Origin of the sequence: Caloramator australicus RC3 (genome assembly GCF_000297115.1) — a bacterium.
In the GTDB taxonomy this organism is placed as follows: Bacteria; Bacillota; Clostridia; order Clostridiales; family Caloramatoraceae; genus Caloramator; species Caloramator australicus.
The window spans coordinates 1-23,255 of sequence record NZ_CAKP01000065.1 but is presented as its reverse complement, the minus strand read 5'-3'; the positions used below and the strand labels follow the sequence as shown (position 1 = coordinate 23,255).

Sequence of the window (23,255 nt, the reverse complement as noted above, 5' to 3'; positions counted from 1 at the left end):
ATATCCTTATAAATAACAGTGGTAAAGTTGACCTTTACCACTGTTATTCATAGCAAATTAATAGTTTAATCCCTTTTCTGCTGTTACGTTTTCATTGATTTGTTTTTTCAGATAAGCTGCCATAAACCCTGTGACTGCAATTGCAACTAAGAAAGCTATTACAAACATAAATGGTTTTATAAAGAATGGAATTACTAAAACTCCACCACTTGGAACAGGTGCTTGTGCCCCTAAAATTAACGCAAGAGCTCCACCGACTGCTGAGCCTACAATTATTGAAGGTATTACTCTTAATGGATCAGCTACAGCATATGGAATAGCGCCTTCTGTAATTCCTATAGCTCCCATTATCAATGCTGGTATTGCACTCTTCTTTTCCTCTTCAGTAAATTTGTTTGGTGCCAATTTTGTTGCTAATGCTAAACCAATTGGTGGTGTCATTATACCAATCCAGCATGCGGCCATTGGTGCATAAACTCCCTGATTTAACATCCCAACTGAAAATGCAAAAGCAATTTTATTTATTGGTCCACCCATATCAACAGCCATCATTGCTCCAATAATAAATCCTAATAAAGCTAAGTTAGCTCCACTCATCGATTTTAGCCAAGTTTCTAGCTCCTTTGAAAACGCGCTTATCGGTTGTCCAATGATTAACATTAATCCCGCTACAATGCCTACTCCGAATATAGGAATAATTATAATCGGTTTTAAGGCTGCAACATAAGGATGCATAGGTATCTTCTTTAATTGGTTAACCACCCAACCTGCTATAAAGCCTGCTACAATACCACCTAAGAAACCAGCTCCAATTTCATTTGCAACAACCCCACCTACAACTCCAGGTGCAATCCCAGGCCTATCAGCAATTGAAAAAGCCATATATCCAGCCATTATAGGTACCATCATCTTAAATGAATATACACCAATGTTGACCAGCGTCTGTGATAAACCCGGATTAACCTTTCCGCCTCCTATCAATAGGCCAATTGTAAGCAAAATACCTCCTGCTACAACAAATGGAATCATATAGGATACTCCTGTCATAAGATGCACTCTAGCCTTTTCAAATGTTTCCTTCATCCTTTACCCCCCTTAATTATTAGGTGCTGTCAAAAGTTTTTGGTGCTTTTGACTCTAACCCTTTGGATTTAAAACTTTATATTATAACTCGCCTTATTAAATCAGAAACTCAGAGAAGGCAAGTTATCATCATTAAATATAAAGTCCTTAGTTGGTTAAAATTGGTATAATAACTCAAATTAACTTTACTACAAATTTTCTAAGTTTATTGTATTTCTATATTAGGTTTTAAATATTCCTGTTTTCTCATACAACTTTAGATATGGCGTCAGAAATTACTTTTTTAGCATTAGTTATAGGTTCTGATACAGTAACTCTATGAATTATCTTTCCAGCAAATCTTTCTTCCTTAGTAACTTTTGTATCGACAGCAAATATAATTACTGCTGCTTCTTTAATTTCATTAGCCTTAAGTTCGTTTTCAATTCCAAAGGCACCCTGTGTTTCTACTTTTATTTCATGTCCTAGTTCCTGGGCAGCTTTTTTTAAAGCATTGGCAGCCATATAAGTATGAGCTACTCCTGATGGACAAGCAGTTATCGCTAAAATTTTCATTTTATCCCCCCTATCCATAATAAAAAGAATTAATTTGTATTAATTTTTTAAATTAATATTACATTGCAATTTATAATTCTTTTGTATCCTCTCGAAATAATGCCAATATTCCATCCTTATCATTAATAGAAGTTAAATTATCAATAAAATCCTTCTCCATCAATTTAGTAGCAATATTAGCCAATATTCTAAGGTGTTGGTTATCTGCATCTTTATCTTGAACGGCAAGTAGAAAAACTATATTAACGTAATTATTTTCTTTTTCATCCCATTCAATTGGCTTTGCTAATTTTCCAATGGCTACGCTTGTTTTTTTTACCGCATCAGTTTTCCCATGAGGAATAGCTACCCCTTGTCCAACATATGTGGAGCATAATTGCTCCCTAAATAAAACATCTTCAAAAAATTTTTCTCTAGAAATTAACCTTTCCTCCTTCTCTAACATGTCTATTAATTTTTTAATGGTTTCTTCTTTATTGGATGCTTCAAGTCCTGTAACTATCAAATTCTCGTTTATTAAATCTAATAACTCCATTCGTCTTTCTCCTTTCCAATAAAGAGTTCATAAATATCATCAATGCTATGTGTATCTCTCATTTTTTCTATCATATCTTTTTCAATTACTTTGTTTAATTCGTCAAATACAAATTGCAATTGACCCTTTAAATCTTCGCCAAATGCTAGCAGAAAAACTACATTTACTTTTTTCCCGTCCCAATCTATAGGTTTTTCTAGAACCCCAATCGAGATCGCCGATTTTACAACATGTCCAGGTAAAGCATGTGGTATCGCAAATTGTTCAATCGCTGTAGAAGCTATTTTTTCCCTTTCTAAAACAGATTGATAAAAAGTATTTTTTACATATTCTTTTTTTGTTAATTCGTCAGATAATATTTTTATAATTTCGTTTTTTCTGCTTACTCCTTTAATCCAAAAAATTAATTCCTTTTTTATTAATGATGAGAGAATATTTTTTCTTTTCATTGCACTTTTGTTGTATTTCTTTTTTTCAATAAATTTAGCTATTTTTTCGATATCTCTTGGTGGTAAAAATGGATCAACTTTTATCATTTTTATTTCATATTCTGGTAATGGAATAGTAGTAATTATTAAATCTAATTCAGGATCATTAATAAACTTTTTAATTTCAGCAACTGATATAATTTCAACAATCTCAATCTCTTTAAAAATTCTTTTAAGTTTTGCAGCTAAAAATTGAGAACTGCCAATACCAACATTGCAAACGATTAAAGCTTTAAAATTATTTTCTTTTTCATATTTATTTCTTTCAAATGCGGCACCAAAGTGTAATGCAACAAAGGCAATTTCGTCCTCATCAACCTCAATCCCCCATTTTTCTTTAATAACATCACATGCTATAACGGCTGCTTCAAATGCAAGGGGATAAAATTTTTTTATTTCAATTAAAAATGGATTTTTTATTGGTAATTTATGAAATATTCTATTAACAGCTACTTTTATATGTAAATATAATCCCTTCAAAAGCTGTTTGTCATTGTGTATTCTTGTATTAAGAACTTTGTCAACTCTTTTAACCATCTCTGTACATAAGTTGTAATGTTCCTCCATGGTTTCATCGCTAGTAAAAATATTTGTTTCTAAATTAAAATTTTTTTGAATTTTAGAACCTAATACATGAACTGCTATATAGCATAATTCGTCATCAGTTAATTTTACTTTTAATTCGTTTTCAAAAATCGAATAAACAGTTTTGACTGCTTCATATGTTTTATTTTTTATGATACTTTTTTTGATATTTTCATTTAAAACTATCTGCTTGTTTATTTTTAATCTTTTTAAAGAAATTGAAATATATATCATTAATTCAATCGAAGAATTATCTGTAAATCTATAACCTAGTTTTTCTTCAAGTTGTTCAATAAATTTAGCTATTGCAAAAATATTAATATCTTTAAATAATTTCGGATAGCTGCTTTCTATAATTCTTAGAATATTCTCTAAATTTCTCTCGTTACTGAATTTTTCTAATAATGCAATAAAATTTTCAACATTAATTATTTCAGAAAGAATTTCAAAAAATGCCAACCTTATTTCAATTTCTGAGCCATCAATTTTTATTCCTTTATTGGGTCTTTTAATAATTTTTAAGTTTTTAAATTCCAACCATTTTTCAACTGTTTTTAAATCTTTCTCTGTAGTACTTCTACTTACATATAATTCATCAGATATATCCTGTATTGTTATGTAAGTATCAGATTCTAATAGTTTTAAAATAATATAATTTTTTCTCTCTTCCGATGAGATTGGAGTGTAGTAATAACTTCCCTTTGAAATATTATATAGTTTTTCTCTAGATTCCTTATTTGCTTCTATCCAAATACCTACATTTGGTTTTCTCTTTAAAGTGGCGCCAAAAATTTTTACTAATTCTTCAACAGAATCAAGATCTGAAGAAATAGTCCTTTCTGAAACATTAAGCAAACTCTTAAGTTCCTTAATAGTAACAATTTCATTTTCTAATAACTGCCGTATCAATAATTTACATCTTTCGGGCACATACTCCATCACATCTCTTCCCCCTCGTTTTAATTATAGTAATTTGTTTTTTTCACAACCACTTACATTATTTCATAAATAAATGTTGCATTTTTATGTTAATAATTAGAAAATGCTATCCATAAAGCATTTTCACAATAATTTAATATTGATAAACATTTGCTCTAGTTAAATTTCAATGTTTTAATCATTTCAAAATAAATTTAATCAATATTAAGTCAATATAAAAATAGAGGTTGAAACTTCAACCTCTAAAATAGATACACCCTTGCTTCATAGGGTTTAAAGAAAATCTTTTCCCTCAACTCTCCAACATCATAATTGCTGATTAAAAGTTTCATGTCCTTTTCTAAAAGTTCCCTTGAAAGACTTATTTCAACTTGATCTTTTGAGAAATTCATTAAAACTAAAAGATTTTGGCCTTCAAAATGCCTTGTATAGGCAAAGATTTTTTCGTCATCTTCAAATAAAAGGTTTATATCGCCGTATACTATTACAGGATATTGTCTTCTAAGTTCAATTAATTTTTTATAGTAATAAAAAACGGAATTTTTATCCTCAAGAGCTTTTTTGACGTTTATCTCCTTGTAATTTTGGTTAACCTTAATCCAGGGCTTCCCAGTTGTAAATCCAGCGTTTTCGCTATCATCCCACTGCATTGGGGTTCTCGCATTATCCCTTCCCTTTTTATAGATTGCCTCTAATAGTTCTTTAGGATCATGCCCCTTTTGAATCATTTCATTATACCAGTTTAATGTTTCAATATCTCTGTAATCATCTATTGAATCAAATCTTACATTTGTCATTCCTATTTCCTCACCTTGATAAATATAGGGCGTCCCCTGCCAAGTATGGACAAATGTTGCAAGAAGTTTTGCAGACTCTACCCTAAACTCTTTATCATCCCCAAACCTTGAAACCATCCTCGGCTGATCGTGGTTGTTTAAATAAACAGAATTCCATCCCTTTTCCTTAAGTCCTTGATACCATTTATACATGATCCTTTTAAAATCAGTAAGCTTCCATGGCTTAACATCCCATTTGTTTTTCCCTGAGTCTATATCCATAAGCTCAAACTGGAATATCATATTTAGCTCATTTCTGTCATAATCCACATAAAGCCTTCCAACCTCTGGTGTTACTCCTGGAGTTTCACCAACCGTCATTATATCGTATTTTGATAAAACTTCCCTATTCATTTCCTGTAGGTATTCATGAACCTTAGGTCCGTTGGCGTAATATTTAAATCCTGGTTGTCCTCCTTTTTCTTCCGCTTCGTAATCATAAGGTAGTCCCTCAACCTTTGAGATAAAGTTTATAACATCCATTCTAAATCCATCTATTCCCTTATCAAGCCACCACTTCATCATTTTGTATACTTCTTTTCTTACATTTTCATTATCCCAATTAAGGTCCGGCTGCTTTACTGCAAATAGATGAAGGTAGTATTCATCAGTTGTTTCATCATACTGCCATGCAGAACCTGAAAAGGCAGATGTCCAGTTGTTGGGAGGATTATTACCCTTTCCTTTTCTCCATATGTAAAAATCCCTATAGGGATTATCCTTTGATTTTCTTGATTCTATGAACCATATATGTTCATCGGAGGTATGATTTACAACAAGGTCCATGATAATTTTGATACCCCTTTTATGGGCCTCATCAAGGAGCTTATCAAAATCCTCCATAGTTCCAAACTCATCCATAATATCATAATAATCGCTTATATCGTAACCATTATCAGCATTAGGAGATTTGTATATTGGATTAAGCCATATAATATCAACTCCAAGCTCCTTAAGATAATCAAGCTTTTCAAATATCCCCTTTAAATCTCCAATTCCATCCCCATTTGAATCATAAAAACTCCTTGGATAAATTTGATAAACAACGCCTTCCTTCCACCATTTTCTTTTCATATTAGTCCTCCTTTAATTGTCGTTATTTTTATTCCCTTGTTCCCTCAAAACATCTCTTACAGCCCTTTTTATGCTATCCTCCATGTTTATTAAGTTTTCTTCAATAGCACGTTTAACTGCCTGGTAAATTACAAAATATAGTATTGCAATATTAATAAGAAAAATTATTAAAGATACTACTGGATTTAAAAACATTTAAATCATCCCCTTTATAAACTTTATTCAAATTATCTCATAGATAACAATATTTTGTAAATATTATAAATAACCAAACTTTTATGGCAAAATATCTTAAGCTAAGTTGCTATTGCTGTATTGCTTATATATAATATTGTATATACAGATGTAAAGGATGGTGTAATGATGATAGAGGAAATCAAGAAACTTAAAGAGGAAAAGGATGCTCTAATCCTTGCCCATAACTATCAAAGACCTGAAGTTATAGATATTGCCGATTTTGTTGGCGATTCCTTTTACCTTAGCCAGGTGGCAAAGGGTTCAGATAAAAGCACAATAGTATTTTGCGGCGTTGACTTTATGGCTGAAAGCGCAAAAATTTTATCTCCTGAAAAGAAGATTTTACTTCCTGTAAAGGATGCAGGATGTCCTTTGGCTGAAATGGTGGATATCGATGAGTTGAAAAAATTTAAAGAAAAACATTCAGATGCAACCTTTGTATGCTATATCAATACAAGTGCAGAGGTCAAGGCCCTTTGCGATGTTGTTGTAACATCATCAAATGCAGTAAAGATTATAAAAAGGATAGAAAATAAAAAGATAGTCTTCCTTCCCGATAAAAACCTCGGTGAATTTGTAAAAGAAAGGGTCCCAGAAAAGAATATAATACTTTGGACTGGTTTTTGCCCAACTCATCGAAAGATTTCTAAAGAGTATATACTATCGCTTAAGGAAGAAATTAAAGATTTAGTCGTTCTAACCCATCCTGAATGCGAAAGGGATGTTAGGGAAATATCTGACTTTATAGGCAGCACTAAGGAAATAATAGATTATGCTACAAAAACTAATTACAAAAACTACCTAATTGCAACCGAAGAAGGGGTTATCCATACATTGAAAAAGCTAAATCCTAACAAAAATTTTTACATCCCAGGACTTACAGCAACCTGCCCTAACATGAAAAAAACAAGATTAATAGATGTATATGAGAGTCTTTTATATTCAAGATATGAAATCCATGTTGACGAAGAAATTGCCAAGGGAGCTAAAAGAGCCCTTGAAAATATGCTAATGCTTGCAAGGTGATATGATGATAAATTGTGATGTTTTAATAGTCGGAAGCGGTGTTGCCGGACTTTATGCTGCATTAAATTTAAGAAGGGATCTTAATGTAATATTGGTTTCCAAAACAACTCTAAAGGAAAGCAACACCTACCTTGCCCAGGGTGGTATTTCAACGGCAAAGGATGAGGAGGATATTGAATCTTTCATCGAAGACACCCTAAGGGCTGGAAATTACAAAAACAATTTAGAGGCTGTAAAAGTTTTGGCAAAAGAGTCGATGGAAAATATAAAAAGGCTTATTGATTTTGGCGTGGAATTCGATAATATAGACGGAAGGCTTTTATTTACAAAGGAAGGTGCCCACAGCACCAATAGGATAGTTCATGTTAAGGATTGGACCGGCAAAGCCGTTGCAAAAACCCTTATCAAAAATATATTAAAAAGAAAAAATATCAAAGTTTATGAGAATACAAAACTAATAGACCTTATAGCTGAAGACAACAAATGCCTTGGCGGGATATTTATTAGAGACGGAAAAAGAATAGATGTCCATTCAAAGGTTACAATCCTTGCAACCGGAGGTATTGGAGGCCTTTTTAAAAATTCGACCAATCAAAGGATTTTAACGGGAGATGGCCTTTCCGTTGCTATAAGGCATGGTGTTAAAATAAAAGATATCGAGTTTATCCAATTCCACCCTACCGCCCTTTACGAGGAAAAGGATGAAAGAAGATTTTTAATTTCGGAAAGCCTAAGGGGGGAAGGTGCAGTCCTTTTAAACCATAAGGGTGAAAGATTCGTTGACGAGCTTTTACCAAGGGACGAGGTTTCTTTAAGGATATTAGAGGAAATAAAAAGGTCAAAGAAGCCTTATGTCCTTTTAAGTGCAAGGCATCTTAACAGCTCATACTTAAGGGACAGATTCCCTAATATATATAGCGAATGTTTAAAAAGGGGAATAGATATAACTAAGGATTTAGTCCCTGTCGCACCAGCTCAGCATTATTTTATGGGAGGAATTGAAGTCGACCTTTTTTCAAAAACATCAATGGATAACCTTTATGCCGTAGGTGAGGTATCCTGCACAGGAGTCCACGGTGAAAATAGGCTTGCCAGCAATTCCCTGCTTGAGGGGCTTGTTTTTTCAAGAAGGGCTGCGCAGGATATAAACAAAAATATAGATGGTATTAGGCAGTTAAAGACTTGTAAAAATAGCCTAATTAACATCGATGAAATAGAAAGGGAAAATAAAAGGCTTGTTATAAAAGAACTAAAAAAGAAAAGGTGGGATCTTAAGAATGAATTTATCGATGATTGATAAACTAATACAGGATGCCTTAAATGAAGATGTTACCTATGAGGATATAACAACTGAGGCGATAATCCCTGACGACCTTTTATCTACAGCAAACCTTATTGCAAAGGAGGATGGAGTATTAGCAGGGCTATTCGTTTTTAAAAGGGTGTTTGAGATTTTAGGCGAAGTTGAAATTGAAAGTTTTATAAGGGACGGAGAAGAAGTTAAAAATGGAGACATAATTTGCACACTTAAAGGAAAAACTAAAAACATTTTAATAGGTGAAAGGACTTCCCTAAATTTTATCCAAAGGATGTCTGGTATTGCAACCCTTACAAGGGAATTTGTAAAAAAGCTTGAGGGAACAAAGGCAGTTTTGCTTGATACCAGGAAAACAACGCCAAATCTAAGGATATTAGAAAAATACGCAACCAGGATGGGCGGTGCAGTAAACCACAGATTCAACCTTTCCGATGGGATTCTGATTAAGGACAATCACATCAAAGCTGCAGGAAGTATAACAAGGGCTGTAGAACTTGTAAGAAAAAGATACTCTAATTTAAAAAAGATTGAAGTTGAAACGGAAAGTTTAGATATGGTAAAGGAAGCCCTAAGCTGCAATGTTGATATAATAATGCTTGACAATATGAATCTTAAACTTATAAAGGAAGCAGTAAAACTTATAAACGGCAGAGCCTTAATAGAGGTTTCTGGGAACGTCAATCTTAACACAATAGGCGACATCGCCAAAACAGGAGTCGATTTTATTTCAACAGGCGCAATAACCCATTCATATAAATCGCTGGATTTGAGTTTGAGGATAGTTTAAAAATAGGGGACGGTTAAAGTTAATGAACCGTCCCCGTTTCATGCAAATCATTTACCGATACTGTAAGGTGCATTCCATTATCAAGCCTTCTTACTTTTGCTACGTTTCTTGTATCGTCAAGTTCTTCAATCCATACAGGCTTATTTTCATATTGAACTTCAATGCTTTTTGTTGAATTTAGAATTTCCTTTACTCTATTTTTATCCATCATCTCACCTCAAGGTTAGTATGCAACCTTTTTATATAATTATTCATTCATCATTTTTATTTAATCTAAATCTAAAAAAATGGTCAATAGGTCCAACACCGTATCCAATGCTGAAGGAATTTTCAATTGCCCCTTGAATATATTCTTTACTCCTTTTAACTGCATCGACTATTGAATAACTTAATGCTAAATTACAAGCTATGGCAGATGATAAAGTGCAGCCTGTTCCATGGGTATTTTTACTTATGATCCTTTTACCTTTGAAATATGTAAAATCCTTTCCATCATATAAAACATCAATGGGTTCACCATCAAGATGTCCGCCCTTTATAAGGACGTTTTCTGCCCCAAATTCATATATTCTTTGACAAGCCCTTTCCACATCTTCGATGTTTTTTATCTTAATTCCAGCCATCAAACTTGCTTCATCTATATTAGGAGTAATTATGGTGCATATAGGAATTAAATCCTCTACTAGTGTGCTTATGGCTTCATCCTTTAAAAGCTTAAATCCACTTTTAGAAACCATTACAGGGTCTAAAACTATATTTTTTGCATTGTAATAGGTTAAAGCCTTCGCTACTGTTTTTATGATTTCACTTGAGGATAGCATGCCTATTTTAACTGCATCCACATCTATATCTTCATATATTGCTCTAATTTGCATTTCTATAAATTCCTTTGGTAAATCAAAGGCTGCCAAAACACCTTTTGTGTTTTGTGCAGTAACTGACGTTATAACACTCATGCCGTAAACAAGATGGGCTGAAAATGTTTTTATGTCCGCTTGAATTCCTGCTCCTCCTGAGCTATCCGAACCTGCAATCGTCAAAACCTTTTTCATGTTTGCACCCCCAAAAAAAATTAACTTTATATTCAAGCAAAATCATTGGTCATTTATCATTTTAATCACATAATTTAATACTGTATCGTAGGGATTTATCACATCAAAATGATTTTCTTTGTATTTAACATATTCAATAAAGTCATCAAACCTTTGTTCCACATAAATATCTGGCTGTGTATGATATTCCTCATTTGGGGTTCCATCGGGATTTAATCCCATTTCAAGGGGGAACCTAATTAAAAGTCCGGAGTTAGGCAAAGAAACAATCGCAGGGTCCATTCCTATTCCATCGCCACCTGTTGTTGTCCCTACTAGGGTTGCAAATTTTGTTGCTTTGCAAAAAGCCGCAAAGGCCTCGGCTGATGAATAAACATAATCATCAACCAGCAAAAATATTTTCCCTTTAAATCCAACTGGATTCTTAGGTCTTATTTCATCCTTTGAGTCTAAAAAGCTTTTAAATAATCTTTTGGTTTCTTCTGGATAATTTAATTCATCCGGAAGTTTTTCTATTGGTTTTGTCCTTATTTTTCTTGACTTTAAAAAGGGTTTTATATAATTTCCTCCCCTATAAAGGCAATAAAATTGAATGGATAAAGGTTTCTCTATTAGTGCTGGAACAATATTTTCCATATAATAGCCTTCGCTTCCACCACCATTGCCCCTTATGTCTATTATGAGGTATGGGTAATCCTTTATGCTCTTTAAAAATGAATATATACCTTCCTTATCCTTTTCAACATATTCATATGAAAAGGACCAAACCTTTAAATAGGCAATTTTGTCCTTTTGAATTATTTTTGTTTCATAAACTTTATCAGTATTTATGTTATATTTATTGGTATTTTCAACTTGTATCCCAGTTAACTTCTTTTTAATTATCTTCCCATCTAAAGTTTTAAATCGTAATTCTTTCCTTTCATTATCATTACAAGTTATAAATAGGTTATTTGTTTTAAGTTTGTTTCTTTTAAAATCATAGGTTAGATACATTTTATTCATGTTATTTTTTATATATTCATCTACTTTAATACCATCTATACTAATCAAAGTTGAAAACCTTGGAATATCATATTGTTTTAAAAAATCTTTATCGCCTAAGTTTGAATATATTATATATTTACCTTCCACATACTTAAAATCAATAGGAATAATCCTTTTACTTTTAGGCAATATCATAGTCCATTTTTTATATTTAGCTTCAACATTTTTATTGTTTATTACCCTATTCCAGGAATAATTTCCTGATCCCTTATAAAACTCCCTATACATATCATATCTATCAGGGCCTATTATATTTGTATGGGCATTTTGTAAAAGATGTAAAATCTCATCGATGGCAAAATAAAATTCAACATTGTTTTTTGTTTTAGCAATTGTCCCTTTAAACTCCTCCCTTTTTTCAAGCCAGTCAAAACCAGTTTTCCTTTTTGAAACTTCTAAATAAGGATAGTTATCCTTTAAAACATTATATAAATAATCGAAATCCTCTAATTTTTCATCAATACTAAGTTCAGATAAATCCTTATTATGTGCCTTTAATAAAACATCTTGTATGTGATGGTGAAATGAAATCCCAATTAATAATACCAAAAATAAAGCTCCGAGAATAAATAAACTTAATTTAACTTTTTTTATCACCATAACCCCACCTCATAAACTTTAGATTAGGCATTTTTGTTATATTATACCAAATATGAAAAATCAATTATAGTGCCAGTTGACAAAAGAAATAGAAAATTATAGAATGTAATTGACAATAATTATCAATATCATATAGGGAGGTTTCTCTATGTCCGCACTTATAATAGGTGGAGATAAAGTGCAAACTATAATAAAAGGATTGAAGGATAAGGGATTTAATATAATTGAACATATCAGTGGCAGAAAAGCTAAAGACAAAATAAAGGGATGTATCTTGAATAACAGTAAATATGACATAGTAATAGTTTTAACCGATTATATTAATCATTGCTTGGTATCAAATCTAAAGAACAATCTTTGTCATTGCAACGTAATATACTGCAGACGCTCATGGCCAATAATCTCAGGAAAATTAGCAGATTACATGGAGGGTAAAAATGACCATATTTAATTTGTTTAATCAGACAAAGAAATACGATTATAGATCCTACATAATAAGTAGAATACTTTATCACGCTGCACCTACTATCTTTTCATCTAAACCATCTACTATAATTAATTTTGACAATATAGACCCATCCTTTTGCATGATATTGCCTTCGATAAAGGCAGAGTTGCAGAAAAAGTTTCGACTCTACACCTTTGAACTTTTTAAAAATAGTAATAGATGTGTAGTTCTTTTTTATAAAAAGGACCTTTTTTTGAATGTTTTTAGGGAAAACATTTCTTTCCTTTCAACCTTTGGATATAAGCACGATATGACTTTGAGCCAAATTTTAAACCTTTTAAAAGAAAAATATACCCTCTCCTGCCCCCATGAAATAGGAATTTTTTTAGGTATTCCACTGGAAGATGTAATGGCCTTTATAAATGATGAAAAGGATTTTAAGCTTTGTGGTTATTGGAAGGTTTTCGGTGATGTTGAAAGGGCAAAGAAGATTTTCAATGAATACGATAGAGCTAAAAATCTAGCTTTAAATTACATCTATAATGAATATATGCTTCATGAAAATAAACTTCTAAATTAACTTTACTTAAGTAATTTTATCAATTATCATTAAATTAGTTTATTAATTTCATGGGGGTGCCTCGTATGATTAAATGGAGGGAAGATTATTCAATAGGAGTAGAAAGTATTGACCAGCAGCATAAGCATTTGATTGAAATCGCCGGCAGAGTCTATGATACTCTTAAAAATCAATTTTATATGGACAAGTATGACAAAATAGTAGAAATTTTAAAGGAACTTGAGGATTATACTATCTATCATTTTGGAAAAGAAGAAAAATTTATGAAGGAAATAGGATATGAAGGATATTTTATGCACAAAATAGAACATCAAAAATTCATTGAAAAAATTCAAAGTATAGACCTTGAAAATATAGATGGGGAGCAAGATAAATACCTTCTTGATATTTTCAACTTCATCGCCGATTGGCTTGTAAATCATATATTAGAAAAAGATAAAGCAATAATAAAATAAAGTGCAGCAGCGCTGCACTTTATTCCCATTCAATTGTTGCAGGTGGCTTTGAAGTTATGTCATATACAACTCTATTTACTCCCTTAACTTCGTTTACTATCCTTGAGGAGACCCTTGCAAGCACCTCATAGGGGATTCTAAACCAGTCGGAGGTCATGCCGTCTACGCTCTCAACAGCCCTTAGGGCTATCGTATAGGCATAAGTTCTTTCATCCCCCATAACTCCAACGCTTTTTATATCTGGTAAAACGGCAAAATACTGCCATATATCTCTATGAAGTCCTGCCTTTTTTATTTCTTCTCTAAATATAAAATCCGCCTGCCTTAAAATGTTTAATTTATCCTCAGTAACTTCACCTAAAACTCTAATTGCAAGGCCTGGACCTGGGAAGGGCTGCCTTGATATTAAATCCTCTGGAATTCCAAGCTGCCTTCCAACTTCCCTAACTTCATCCTTAAAAAGCTCCCTTAGGGGTTCAACAAGCTCAAACTTAAGATCCTCCGGAAGGCCTCCAACGTTGTGGTGGCTCTTTATTGTAGCTGAAGTTTTTGTTCCGCTTTCAACAACATCGGGATATATCGTCCCTTGAACTAAAAATTCAGCTCCCTTTATTTTATTTGCCTCCTCCTCAAATACCCTTATAAATTCTTCGCCTATAATCTTTCTTTTTCTTTCCGGATCTGAAACTCCCTTCAATCTTTCTAAAAATCTATCCTTTGCATTTACCATTATAAGGTTCATGTTAAACTTTTCCTTAAATGTTCTATAGACCTCCTCGGCTTCATTGAGCCTTAAAAGACCGTGATCTACAAAAATACAGGTTAAGTTATCTCCTATTGCCCTGTGGACCAAAACAGCTGCAACTGATGAGTCTACTCCTCCCGATAGAGCACAAATTGCCCTTTTGTCACCTATTCTTTCTTTAATCTCCTTTATCTTGTCATCTACAAAGGAGGATATTGTCCAGCTTCCACTTAAGTTACAGATATTAAAAAGGAAATTATTAATTATTTCCCTTCCAAATTGGGTATGATGAACCTCAGGGTGGAATTGAAGGCCAAATATTTTTCTCTTTTCATCCTCCATCGCAGCGATAGGACAGTTTTCACTTGATGCTGTTACTCTAAAACCTTCAGGAAGTTTTACTATTTGATCTGTATGGCTCATCCAGCATATAGCCTTTTCCTGTAAGCCTTTAAACAGCATAGAAGATAAATCAAAGTTTATTAATGTATTCCCATATTCCCTAACCTCTGCCCTATCAACCTTACCTCCAAGGCTCTCTGCTATAAGCTGATCCCCATAACATATACCTAAAATGGGGATATTTAATTCAAATATTTCTTTATCTATTTTAGGTGCCCTTTCATCATAAACGCTATTTGGCCCTCCTGAAAAAATTATCCCCTTTGGATTTGCCTTTTTTATCCTTTCAAGAGCTTCATCATAGGGAACTATTTCGCAGTAAACCCTGCTTTCCCTAACTCTTCTTGCTATAAGCTGGGCATATTGCCCTCCAAAATCAACTATAATTACAAGTTCCTTTTCCATAATCTCCTCCTAATAATTTGGTAATTTATAGAAATGTCAAAAAGTCAAAATGTCAAGTGGCAGGCACTAAAGTGTTGTATAATTAGGTGACTCCTTTGTTATTTGAACATCATGGGGATGGCTCTCCCTAAGTCCCGCTGATGTTTGAACAACAAATACTGCCTTTTCATGAAGTTCCCTTATATTTTTTGCACCGCAGTAGCCCATTCCTGCCCTAAGGCCTCCAACAAGCTGATATATTGTATCACCTACAGGCCCTTTATAGGCAACCCTTCCTTCAACTCCTTCAGGAACTAATTTCTTGCTATCCTCTTGGAAATATCTATCTTTGCTTCCTTTTTGCATTGCACCTAAAGATCCCATTCCACGATAAACCTTGTATCTTCTTCCTTGATATATTTCCTCTTCACCCGGGCTTTCAGCACATCCTGCAAGCAAAGACCCTAGCATTACAACATCAGCACCTGCAGCAAGGGCCTTTACTATGTCTCCAGAGTATTTGATTCCTCCATCTGCTATTATTGGAACCTCATATTTTTTCGCTTCTTCTGCACAGTCCATAACAGCAGTAAGCTGCGGAACTCCAACTCCTGCTACAACCCTTGTTGTGCATATTGAACCGGGACCTATTCCAACCTTTACGCAATCAGCCCCTGCCAGGATAAGGTCCCTTGTTGCCTCGGCTGTAGCAACATTTCCTGCTATTATTTGTAGCTCTGGGTATTGATTTTTAATATTGTAAACTGCATCCAAGACCCCCTTTGAATGTCCATGGGCTGTGTCTATCACAATTACATCAACCCCAGCCTCATATAGGGCCTTTACTCTATCCATCATATCCTTTGAAACTCCAACGGCTGCCCCGGAAAGTAGCCTTCTTTTTTCATCCTTTGCAGCATTGGGAAACTTCTCTGCCTTTTCGATATCCTTTATTGTAATTAGGCCTTTAAGATTAAACTCTTCATCTACCAAAGGAAGCTTTTCTATCTTGTGTTTTCTCAAAATTTCCTCTGCCTCCTTAAGGCTTGTTCCAACAGGAGCAGTTATAAGGTTATCCTTTGTCATAACTTCCTTTATCTTTTTTGAATAATCCTTTTCAAACCTAATATCCCTGTTTGTAATTATTCCAACAAGCCTTCTGCCAACAACTATCGGAACACCTGATATTCTATATCTTGCCATTAGATTATCAGCATCTTGAATCGTATCCTCAGGAGATAAGAAGAAGGGATCTGTTATTACGCCGTGTTCTGATCTTTTTACTTTGTCCACCTCAAGAGCTTGTTCTTCAACGGACATATTTTTATGAATAATTCCAATACCGCCTTCCCTTGCCATAGCAATGGCCATTTTAGCTTCAGTAACCGTATCCATACCTGCACTCATTATTGGAATATTTAATTTAATTTTTTTAGTAAGATAAGTTGATGTATCAACATCCTTTGGTAGAACCTCTGACTTTTGTGGAACTAATAAAACATCATCAAATGTATAGGCTTCTTTTATTATTCTTGCCATATTATCCCCCTTTTCAAATGGTTTTTAATTATTATTTACATAAAACAAAAAGGCATACTACGAGTAAAGCGTAGTATGCCAAAAAAAGCATATTAAGCCTTACTCATAGTCGGGTAGTTTACGGCCACCCGGTAGAGACTCCAAGGCCATATTCCTTGGATTATATGAGCAGGTAATGTCAAAATATATCGTTTTTTAGTATTATATTATTAAAAAAACGTTGCGTCAAGGATCATATACAAAAATTATATATTCATTGATATTGTATCTACAAATCTTTTTATATCCTTAAGATTGTTTTGCAGAACATTATAAATTGTTTCGTTATCCACTTCTATATACATATGAACTATCCTATTTCTAAACTTTGCCATTAAGAAATAAGTTTCAATGTCGTTTTTGTCAATAATTCTATTTTGATGCAATATTTCAAAAGAATCTCTATTACTTTCAACCTTCCCCCATCTATTTCTTGCAATAATATGGTTTGCAATATCAAGCATTGCCTCAATAGATGTTTGTAAAAGATACTTTGCACTATCAACATTCCTAAAATCATTTAAAAATTCTTCCTTTGTAAAATTCCTTAGCTCTTCAAGTTTTTTAAGGTTTTCCTGGATAAACAAAAGCTTATTCCTAACTTTGTCGTAATCTATATTTAAAATCATCCGTTAACACCTCTATTTTTAAAATTTGAAAAGAAATCTCTGTTAAAGGAATCAATAAAATATTTTGCATCTCTGTATTTTTTATAAACTAATTCAATAAAATCGCTAAGCTTTATAGAATCAGCAACATAAATTTCTCTTCCCTCATTAATTGCTTTAACTTGAAGTGTCAAGGGAGCCTTATTTAGGTTTACAATATCTACATTATCAAATTTTAATATTTCTGTAATTTTACAAGCTATCTTTGTTTCTTCAATAAAATCAATATCATCTTCAAATAAAACCGCAAAGTCTATATCGCTATCTTCCCTTTGATATTCCGTTCCATATGAACCTATTATATAAACGGCAATTACTCTCTTATCTTCATTAAAATAATTAACTAAAGCAGGAATTTTATCCTCTATAGATATCATTAAATCAACCCCTAAAGCTTAGTTCTCCTTACAAAATTATAAACATCCTTCAAAGGAAGTCCCATATCCATTGAAATCCTTTTTAAATCCTCGAATTCAGGGGATATGTTTACAATTTCACCTTCGTATTTTGAAATTTTAAAATCGACTTTACCAAATTCCGTCTCCACCCTTTTGATTTCCCTTTGAAGTTCATATCTTTTTATTTTAAATTTTCTTATTCCTATTGTCGTCGTTTCTTTAAATAGAACCTCAATTATGGATTTTTCCTTGTTTTCATGAACAAGAACTGATATTACAATTCCAGGCCTATTTTTTTTCATATAAACCGGAGTAAGATAAACATCGAGGGCACCCTTTTCAAATAGTTTATCCATAACATATCCGTAAAACTGAGGATTCATATCATCTATTGTAGTTTCAAGTAAAACAACTTCCTCCTTATCTTCATCACCAAGGACAATCCTTAAAACATTAGGCTTTTCTGTATTCTTTTTACCACAACCATATCCCACTGCCCTTATCTTCATGTTAATTCCCTCAACAAACTCTGTACAAAGCCCCTTTAAAATAGCTGCTCCCGTTGGAGTTGTAAGCTCAAATTTTCTTTCATCAAAATAAATAGGAACATCTTTTAATATATTCATGGTTGCCGGTGCCGGAACAGGCAAAATCCCGTGCTGGCATTTTACGAATCCGCTTCCTGTATTTACATATGAGGAAATTATTTTATCAGGTTTTAAATAATCTATACAAACAGCAACTCCAACAATGTCAATTATCGAATCCACCGCTCCAACCTCATGGAAATGAACCTCATCTATGCTTTTTCCGTGGACCTTTGCCTCCGCCTCTGCTATTATATTGAAAATCCTTTTTGCAATCTCTTTGGCACCATCTGTAATCCTGCTTTTATCTATAATGCTTATTATATCCTTTAAATTTCTTTCATGATGATGGATATTTTCCTCTTTTAAAAAAACATAAAAGTCCGTTCCTTCTATGCCGTTTTTATTGCTCTTTCTGATTTCTATTTCATATTCTTCATCTATATTTAAACTTTTTAAATTCTCAATTAAATAATCCTTAGGAACGCCAAGATCTAAAAGAGCACCTACAGCCATATCACCGCTAATTCCTGAAAAGCAGTCAAAATAAAGTATCATTTTACCACTCCGTTTCTAAAAAATCCTTTGTTTATCATAGAAGCGATATATCCTGCACCAAATCCGTTGTCGATATTAACAACGGAAATACCAGCAGCACAAGAGTTTAGCATAGTTAAAAGAGCAGAAAGCCCCTTAAAATTTGCCCCATATCCTACGCTTGTTGGGACAGCAATAACAGGAACATCCACAAGTCCAGCAAGGACGGAAGGAAGGGCACCCTCCATTCCAGCAACTGCAACAATGCAGCTCGATCCCTTAATTTTATCCATATTAGAAAACAATCTATGTATTCCTGCAACCCCAACATCAAAAATCCTTACAACATTATTTCCAAAGGCCTCAAGGGTTACTGCTGCCTCTTCTGCCACAGGGATATCTGCCGTTCCCCCTGTGACAACAGCAACCTTACCTACCTTTTCAACATCCTTTGGATTTACTATGAGTATCCTTGCAATCTCATGATATACCATGTTTTTGGAAATATCCTTTACTCTTTCATAAACCTCCTTTGACATCCTTGTTGCAAGGACATTGGCATCTCTGTTTATCATATCTAAAAGAATTCCCCTCAAATGATTAATATCTTTACCTTCAGTAAAAATAACCTCTGGATAACCAACCCTTATGCCCCTATGGTAATCAAGCTTTGCAAAGTCTAAATCCTTAAAGGGAACATCCTTTAATGCATCAAGAGCCTTCTCTACATCCAGCTCCCCTTCTTTAACTTTAGTTAGTATCTCCTTTAGCGTATTCCTGTCCATTACTTTACCCCCACATTTAAACTTCCTGTTTTATAACCCGTAAGATCTAATGATACATATTTAAAGCCTATTTCCTTTAGCTTTTTTTCAACTTCATCTATAAGTTCCATACTAAAAAACTTTTTAAAATCATCCTTTGAAACTTCTATCCTTGCAATATTCCCATGACATCTTACCCTTACATTTTTAAAACCCTTGTTTATTAGAAAAACTTCAGCATCATCAATCATCTTTAGTTTTATTTTGTTTATCTCATCCCCATAGGGAATCCTTGTTGCAAGGCAAGCAAAGGAGGGTTTATCATAAAATTTAAGTCCCATTTCCTTTGCTAAAAATCTTATATCCTCCTTTGTAAGACCTGCCATAAGTAAGGGGCTTTTAACTTTAAGCTCTTCTATTGCTCTAAGCCCTGGTCTATAATCCTTTAAATCATCGGCATTAGTTCCATCCACAACATAGTCTATTCCAACTTCGTTGGCAAAGGAAATTAGCTTTGAAAAAACAGTCCTTTTACAGATGTAGCATCTATCTATTGGGTTATTTTTAAAACCTAAAACATCCGTTAAGGGATCAAACTCAATCTCCACATGCTCAACACCTAATTCCTTTGCAAATTCCCTTGCCTCATTAATTTCCCACGAAGGGTATATGTAGGATATAGCTGTGGCTGCTACTGCTCTATTTCCTAATACATCCTTAGATACCTTCAATAAAAAGGAGCTATCTATTCCCCCAGACAAAGCAACTAAAACGCTTCCCATATCCTCTAATATGTTTTTAAGTTCATTAAGTTTTGTAAAGCTATCCATAAGTAACCTCCTTTTAAATTAAAAAGCCCTTTTGGGCTTAGACAAATATTTCTGTTAGATTTATCTTTAAATCATTAAAGAAAGCCGATTCTACAAAATCATCTTTTGAAAATGTGCCATATTCTATATACATCCCTTCCTTTAGAACAAAAACCTGGACAATCTTTCCTTTAGGACTTGCAATCCAATATTCATCTACACCAAACCTCGAATATAAATCCATCTTTTTTATATAATCATGGGATGCATTCGAAGGTGATAAAACTTCAACAATAAGTTTAGGAATCCCTCTATAATTTTCTGCTGTTATTTTGCTCTTGTCGCAAATCACTGTAATATCAGGTTGAACAACGTGTTTTTCTCCTGTATTTTCATTTTCAAATATAACGTCATAGGGAGCAACAAAAGGTTCACACCCTTTATCTTCAAAATACTCTAAAAACTTTGCAAAAAGCCTTCCTACTGTTCTTTGATGTTCTGTAGATGGTGATGCCCAAAGATAAATTTGTCCATCTATAAATTCGGCTCTTTTATCCTTAGTTAACTCTAAAAATTCTTGATAAGAGTATTTTCTTGCCTCCGGTAGCATATAACCAACCCCTAAAACATATTCATACTTTTATTATAGTTTAATTGATAATTTTTACAAGTGAAAAGAAAATACAGTATAAAAATATAACTTGTTAAAATTTTATCAAAAACTATTGATTTTTTGCTCACAAAATATTATAATTAAATTGTGAAATAAATAACAATTAAAAAGAACATTGACAGCTAAATATTATCAAGCATTTTAATCATTTATTATATCAATAAAACCTTTATCTATAAAGAAAATACTATTTTTTATAATGTTGTTTGTTAATTTTATATCAAAGAGAGGTGTTTTGTATGTTAATTACGAACAACGACGAATTAATGCAAAAAATCAGCGAGGTGAGAAAAGCTCAAGAAATATATGCAACTTTCCCACAGGAAAAGGTTGACGAGATTTTCAGAGCAGCTGCAATGGCTGCAAATGAGGCAAGAATTTATCTTGCAAAAATGGCCGTTGAAGAGACAGGAATGGGGATCGTCGAAGATAAGGTTATTAAAAACCACTTTGCTTCAGAATATATATACAACAAATACAAGGATGATAAGACCTGTGGAGTTATTGAAAAGGATGAATCTTCAGGTATTGTTAAAATCGCAGAACCAATTGGCGTTATAGCAGCAATTGTTCCTACAACAAACCCAACATCAACAGCTATATTTAAAGCCCTCCTTGCGCTAAAAACAAGAAACGGTATAATATTCTCCCCACACCCAAGGGCTAAAAATTCAACAATAGAGGCCGCAAGAATAATTTTAAAGGCCGCTGTTAAGGCAGGAGCTCCTGAAAACATCATCGCTTGGATAGACGAGCCTTCTGTTGAACTTTCACAGCTTCTTATGAGCCAATGCGACTTTATCCTTGCTACCGGCGGTCCTGGAATGGTAAAGGCAGCCTACTCATCTGGAAAACCAGCTATAGGTGTTGGTTCAGGAAATACACCAGCCATTATAGATGAAACAGCTCATATAAAGATGGCAGTAAACTCAATTATTCTTTCAAAAAGCTTTGACAACGGAGTTATATGTGCATCAGAACAGGCTGTTATAGTTTTAGATGAAGTTTACGATGAAGTTAAAAAGGAATTCATGGAGAGAGGTTCCTATTTCTTAAAGGATGATGAAATAGATAAGGTATAGCCTTGAGCATAATTTAAAGACCTTGAAACTACTAGCCCGTTAGGACTAAATTTTTTTTATCACTCAAATATATTTCATAGGATTTCCTCCATTTTTGCCGAATTATATTTATATATCAACATAAACTTAGCAACAAAAAGGAGGAAATCTCTATGTATCAACGTCAAGAAATTTTTAACATTATTGAACTCTTTACTTCTCAAAAACTTATTAATTTCTATACAAAACTATTTGAAAATCTTGATTTATCTCCTTTACCTGATAGGCTCCCCTCTAAATACGGTCCTACCGGTTATTCTCGCCATGCTCTCTTTAGAGCCTTCATCGTTATGAAATGTGAGAAATTTGCTCAAATTACTGATCTCAAAGATTTTCTAGAAAACAATTTAATCATTGCTAAACTTTGTGGCTTTGATATTCTTAAACCTTTACCTTCTTACTCTGTTTTTCGAAGATTTATTAAAAATCTTTCTAACTCTTTTCTTAAAGAAATCATGAAAAATCAAGTTAATATCCTTAAAGATTTAGGCTTTATCGATAATAAATTTATTTCCGTCGATGCTACCCCTGTTAAAGCTAATACTAAATTTAACAACCCTAAATCCTTTTCAAATAACAAATTTTCTAAAAATAATCCCCCTTCTTCTGATAAAGATTGTAAATTAGGTGTTCATACCGCTAATAACTCCATGAATCTTCATCTTTCTGAAGATAAAACCGTAAACTCTAAGAAAAACTATGAGTTCTATTGGGGTTACAAAAATCATGTCATTTGCGATGCTATTTCTGGTCTTCCTATTGCTGAGTTTACTACCACCGCTGATGTTAATGAGGTTTCTAATCTTACTGAAATCCTTGCTTCTACTAATGAATGGTTTCCTCTTGAAGGCAGTTACATCATTGCTGATAAAGGTTATGATTCAAAGCAAAATCATGATTTCATTCGTTATACCCTTAAAGGTCATGCCTTCATTGCCTTAAAT

24 protein-coding genes, 1 pseudogene and 1 riboswitch are annotated in these 23,255 nt (G+C 33.2%); of the genes and pseudogenes, 8 read left to right on the top strand and 17 right to left on the bottom strand.

Annotated features, from left to right (window positions below):
* Window positions 1-57: 57 nt before the first annotated feature.
* From CAAU_RS05655 to CAAU_RS05630, 6 genes are all read right to left on the bottom strand, one after another.
* Complete coding sequence (locus CAAU_RS05655; protein ID WP_008908461.1) at window positions 58-1,083, bottom strand: PTS fructose transporter subunit IIC; 1,026 nt, start codon at window positions 1,081-1,083, stop codon at window positions 58-60.
* 246 nt (window positions 1,084-1,329) lie between these two features.
* On the bottom strand, window positions 1,330-1,638 hold the full coding sequence (locus tag CAAU_RS05650) for a PTS fructose transporter subunit IIB (RefSeq protein WP_008908460.1): 309 nt from the start codon (window positions 1,636-1,638) through the stop codon (window positions 1,330-1,332).
* 70 nt (window positions 1,639-1,708) lie between these two features.
* Window positions 1,709-2,173: a PTS sugar transporter subunit IIA gene (locus CAAU_RS05645; protein ID WP_008908459.1), complete on the bottom strand. Its 465-nt coding sequence runs from the start codon at window positions 2,171-2,173 to the stop codon at window positions 1,709-1,711.
* The gene (locus CAAU_RS05640) at window positions 2,161-4,185 is read right to left on the bottom strand and encodes a BglG family transcription antiterminator (protein WP_008908458.1); all 2,025 of its coding nucleotides are present in this window, start codon (window positions 4,183-4,185) and stop codon (window positions 2,161-2,163) included. Before CAAU_RS05640 ends, CAAU_RS05645 begins: the two co-directional genes overlap by 13 nt.
* Window positions 4,186-4,427: 242 nt before the next feature.
* Complete coding sequence (locus tag CAAU_RS05635) at window positions 4,428-6,095, bottom strand: glycoside hydrolase family 13 protein (protein WP_008908457.1); 1,668 nt, start codon at window positions 6,093-6,095, stop codon at window positions 4,428-4,430.
* A 12-nt stretch (window positions 6,096-6,107) separates the two neighbouring features.
* Window positions 6,108-6,290, bottom strand: a complete 183-nt coding sequence (locus CAAU_RS05630) for a hypothetical protein (RefSeq protein WP_008908456.1) — start codon at window positions 6,288-6,290, stop codon at window positions 6,108-6,110.
* 165 nt (window positions 6,291-6,455) lie between these two features.
* Here CAAU_RS05630 and nadA point away from each other — a divergent pair, with 165 nt between their 5' ends.
* The 3 genes from nadA to nadC are packed head-to-tail and all read left to right on the top strand — an operon-like array spanning window position 6,456 to window position 9,463.
* Window positions 6,456-7,358: a quinolinate synthase NadA gene (gene nadA / locus CAAU_RS05625; RefSeq protein WP_008908455.1), complete on the top strand. Its 903-nt coding sequence runs from the start codon at window positions 6,456-6,458 to the stop codon at window positions 7,356-7,358.
* A gap of 1 nt (window position 7,359) precedes the next feature.
* A complete protein-coding gene (locus CAAU_RS05620) occupies window positions 7,360-8,655 on the top strand; it encodes an L-aspartate oxidase (RefSeq protein WP_040306074.1) in 1,296 nt (431 codons plus the stop codon).
* On the top strand, window positions 8,636-9,463 hold the full coding sequence (gene nadC / locus CAAU_RS05615) for a carboxylating nicotinate-nucleotide diphosphorylase (protein WP_008908453.1): 828 nt from the start codon (window positions 8,636-8,638) through the stop codon (window positions 9,461-9,463). Before CAAU_RS05620 ends, nadC begins: the two co-directional genes overlap by 20 nt.
* Before the next feature lie 19 nt (window positions 9,464-9,482).
* Here the strand turns inward: nadC and CAAU_RS05610 are convergent, their stop codons facing one another.
* Genes CAAU_RS05610 through CAAU_RS13905 form a run of 3 tightly spaced genes read right to left on the bottom strand, consistent with a single transcriptional unit; the run spans window position 9,483 to window position 12,162 of the window.
* On the bottom strand, window positions 9,483-9,671 hold the full coding sequence (locus CAAU_RS05610; protein ID WP_008908452.1) for an H-type small acid-soluble spore protein: 189 nt from the start codon (window positions 9,669-9,671) through the stop codon (window positions 9,483-9,485).
* A gap of 43 nt (window positions 9,672-9,714) precedes the next feature.
* Window positions 9,715-10,515, bottom strand: a complete 801-nt coding sequence (gene thiD, locus CAAU_RS05605) for a bifunctional hydroxymethylpyrimidine kinase/phosphomethylpyrimidine kinase (protein ID WP_008908451.1) — start codon at window positions 10,513-10,515, stop codon at window positions 9,715-9,717.
* A gap of 42 nt (window positions 10,516-10,557) precedes the next feature.
* Window positions 10,558-12,162 (bottom strand): S41 family peptidase, encoded by a 1,605-nt coding sequence (locus CAAU_RS13905; RefSeq protein WP_008908450.1) that lies wholly within the window; start codon window positions 12,160-12,162, stop codon window positions 10,558-10,560.
* Between the two features lie 148 nt (window positions 12,163-12,310).
* On the opposite strand from CAAU_RS13905, the gene CAAU_RS05595 reads away from it, so the two are divergent.
* From CAAU_RS05595 to CAAU_RS05585, 3 genes are all read left to right on the top strand, one after another.
* On the top strand, window positions 12,311-12,613 hold the full coding sequence (locus CAAU_RS05595) for a DUF2325 domain-containing protein (protein ID WP_040306073.1): 303 nt from the start codon (window positions 12,311-12,313) through the stop codon (window positions 12,611-12,613).
* Window positions 12,600-13,190, top strand: coding sequence for a DUF3793 family protein (locus CAAU_RS05590; protein WP_051004387.1), 591 nt, complete (start codon window positions 12,600-12,602; stop codon window positions 13,188-13,190). The genes CAAU_RS05595 and CAAU_RS05590 overlap by 14 nt, the downstream gene beginning before the upstream one ends.
* 65 nt (window positions 13,191-13,255) lie before the next feature.
* Window positions 13,256-13,645, top strand: a complete 390-nt coding sequence (locus CAAU_RS05585) for a bacteriohemerythrin (protein ID WP_008908448.1) — start codon at window positions 13,256-13,258, stop codon at window positions 13,643-13,645.
* Between the two features lie 19 nt (window positions 13,646-13,664).
* Here CAAU_RS05585 and guaA read toward each other — a convergent pair whose 3' ends face one another.
* The 8 genes from guaA to CAAU_RS05545 form a co-directional block, all read right to left on the bottom strand.
* Window positions 13,665-15,197 carry a glutamine-hydrolyzing GMP synthase gene (gene guaA / locus CAAU_RS05580; protein WP_008908447.1) on the bottom strand — a complete coding sequence of 511 codons (1,533 nt, stop codon included), beginning with the start codon at window positions 15,195-15,197 and terminating at the stop codon, window positions 13,665-13,667.
* A 66-nt stretch (window positions 15,198-15,263) separates the two neighbouring features.
* Window positions 15,264-16,715 carry an IMP dehydrogenase gene (gene guaB, locus CAAU_RS05575; protein WP_008908446.1) on the bottom strand — a complete coding sequence of 484 codons (1,452 nt, stop codon included), beginning with the start codon at window positions 16,713-16,715 and terminating at the stop codon, window positions 15,264-15,266.
* 86 nt (window positions 16,716-16,801) lie between these two features.
* Window positions 16,802-16,903: riboswitch (purine riboswitch) on the bottom strand.
* 57 nt (window positions 16,904-16,960) lie between these two features.
* Window positions 16,961-17,383 carry a type VII toxin-antitoxin system HepT family RNase toxin gene (gene hepT / locus CAAU_RS05570; protein WP_008908445.1) on the bottom strand — a complete coding sequence of 141 codons (423 nt, stop codon included), beginning with the start codon at window positions 17,381-17,383 and terminating at the stop codon, window positions 16,961-16,963.
* The gene (gene mntA, locus CAAU_RS05565) at window positions 17,380-17,799 is read right to left on the bottom strand and encodes a type VII toxin-antitoxin system MntA family adenylyltransferase antitoxin (RefSeq protein ID WP_008908444.1); all 420 of its coding nucleotides are present in this window, start codon (window positions 17,797-17,799) and stop codon (window positions 17,380-17,382) included. Before mntA ends, hepT begins: the two co-directional genes overlap by 4 nt.
* A gap of 11 nt (window positions 17,800-17,810) precedes the next feature.
* Entirely contained in the window at window positions 17,811-18,965 is a 1,155-nt protein-coding gene (gene larC, locus CAAU_RS05560) for a nickel pincer cofactor biosynthesis protein LarC (protein WP_008908443.1), read from the bottom strand.
* The gene (gene larB / locus CAAU_RS05555) at window positions 18,962-19,729 is read right to left on the bottom strand and encodes a nickel pincer cofactor biosynthesis protein LarB (protein WP_008908442.1); all 768 of its coding nucleotides are present in this window, start codon (window positions 19,727-19,729) and stop codon (window positions 18,962-18,964) included. The genes larC and larB overlap by 4 nt, the downstream gene beginning before the upstream one ends.
* Window positions 19,729-20,538 (bottom strand): ATP-dependent sacrificial sulfur transferase LarE, encoded by an 810-nt coding sequence (gene larE / locus CAAU_RS05550; RefSeq protein ID WP_008908441.1) that lies wholly within the window; start codon window positions 20,536-20,538, stop codon window positions 19,729-19,731. Before larE ends, larB begins: the two co-directional genes overlap by 1 nt.
* 37 nt (window positions 20,539-20,575) lie before the next feature.
* On the bottom strand, window positions 20,576-21,127 hold the full coding sequence (locus tag CAAU_RS05545) for a Uma2 family endonuclease (RefSeq protein ID WP_008908440.1): 552 nt from the start codon (window positions 21,125-21,127) through the stop codon (window positions 20,576-20,578).
* Window positions 21,128-21,429: 302 nt separating this feature from the next.
* Between CAAU_RS05545 and CAAU_RS05540 the strand changes: the two are divergent.
* A pseudogene (locus tag CAAU_RS05540) lies at window positions 21,430-22,269 on the top strand (aldehyde dehydrogenase family protein); the annotation flags it as partial.
* A gap of 155 nt (window positions 22,270-22,424) precedes the next feature.
* Window positions 22,425-23,255 (top strand): transposase (locus CAAU_RS05535; RefSeq protein WP_040306071.1); only part of this gene is annotated, 831 nt, incomplete at its 3' end.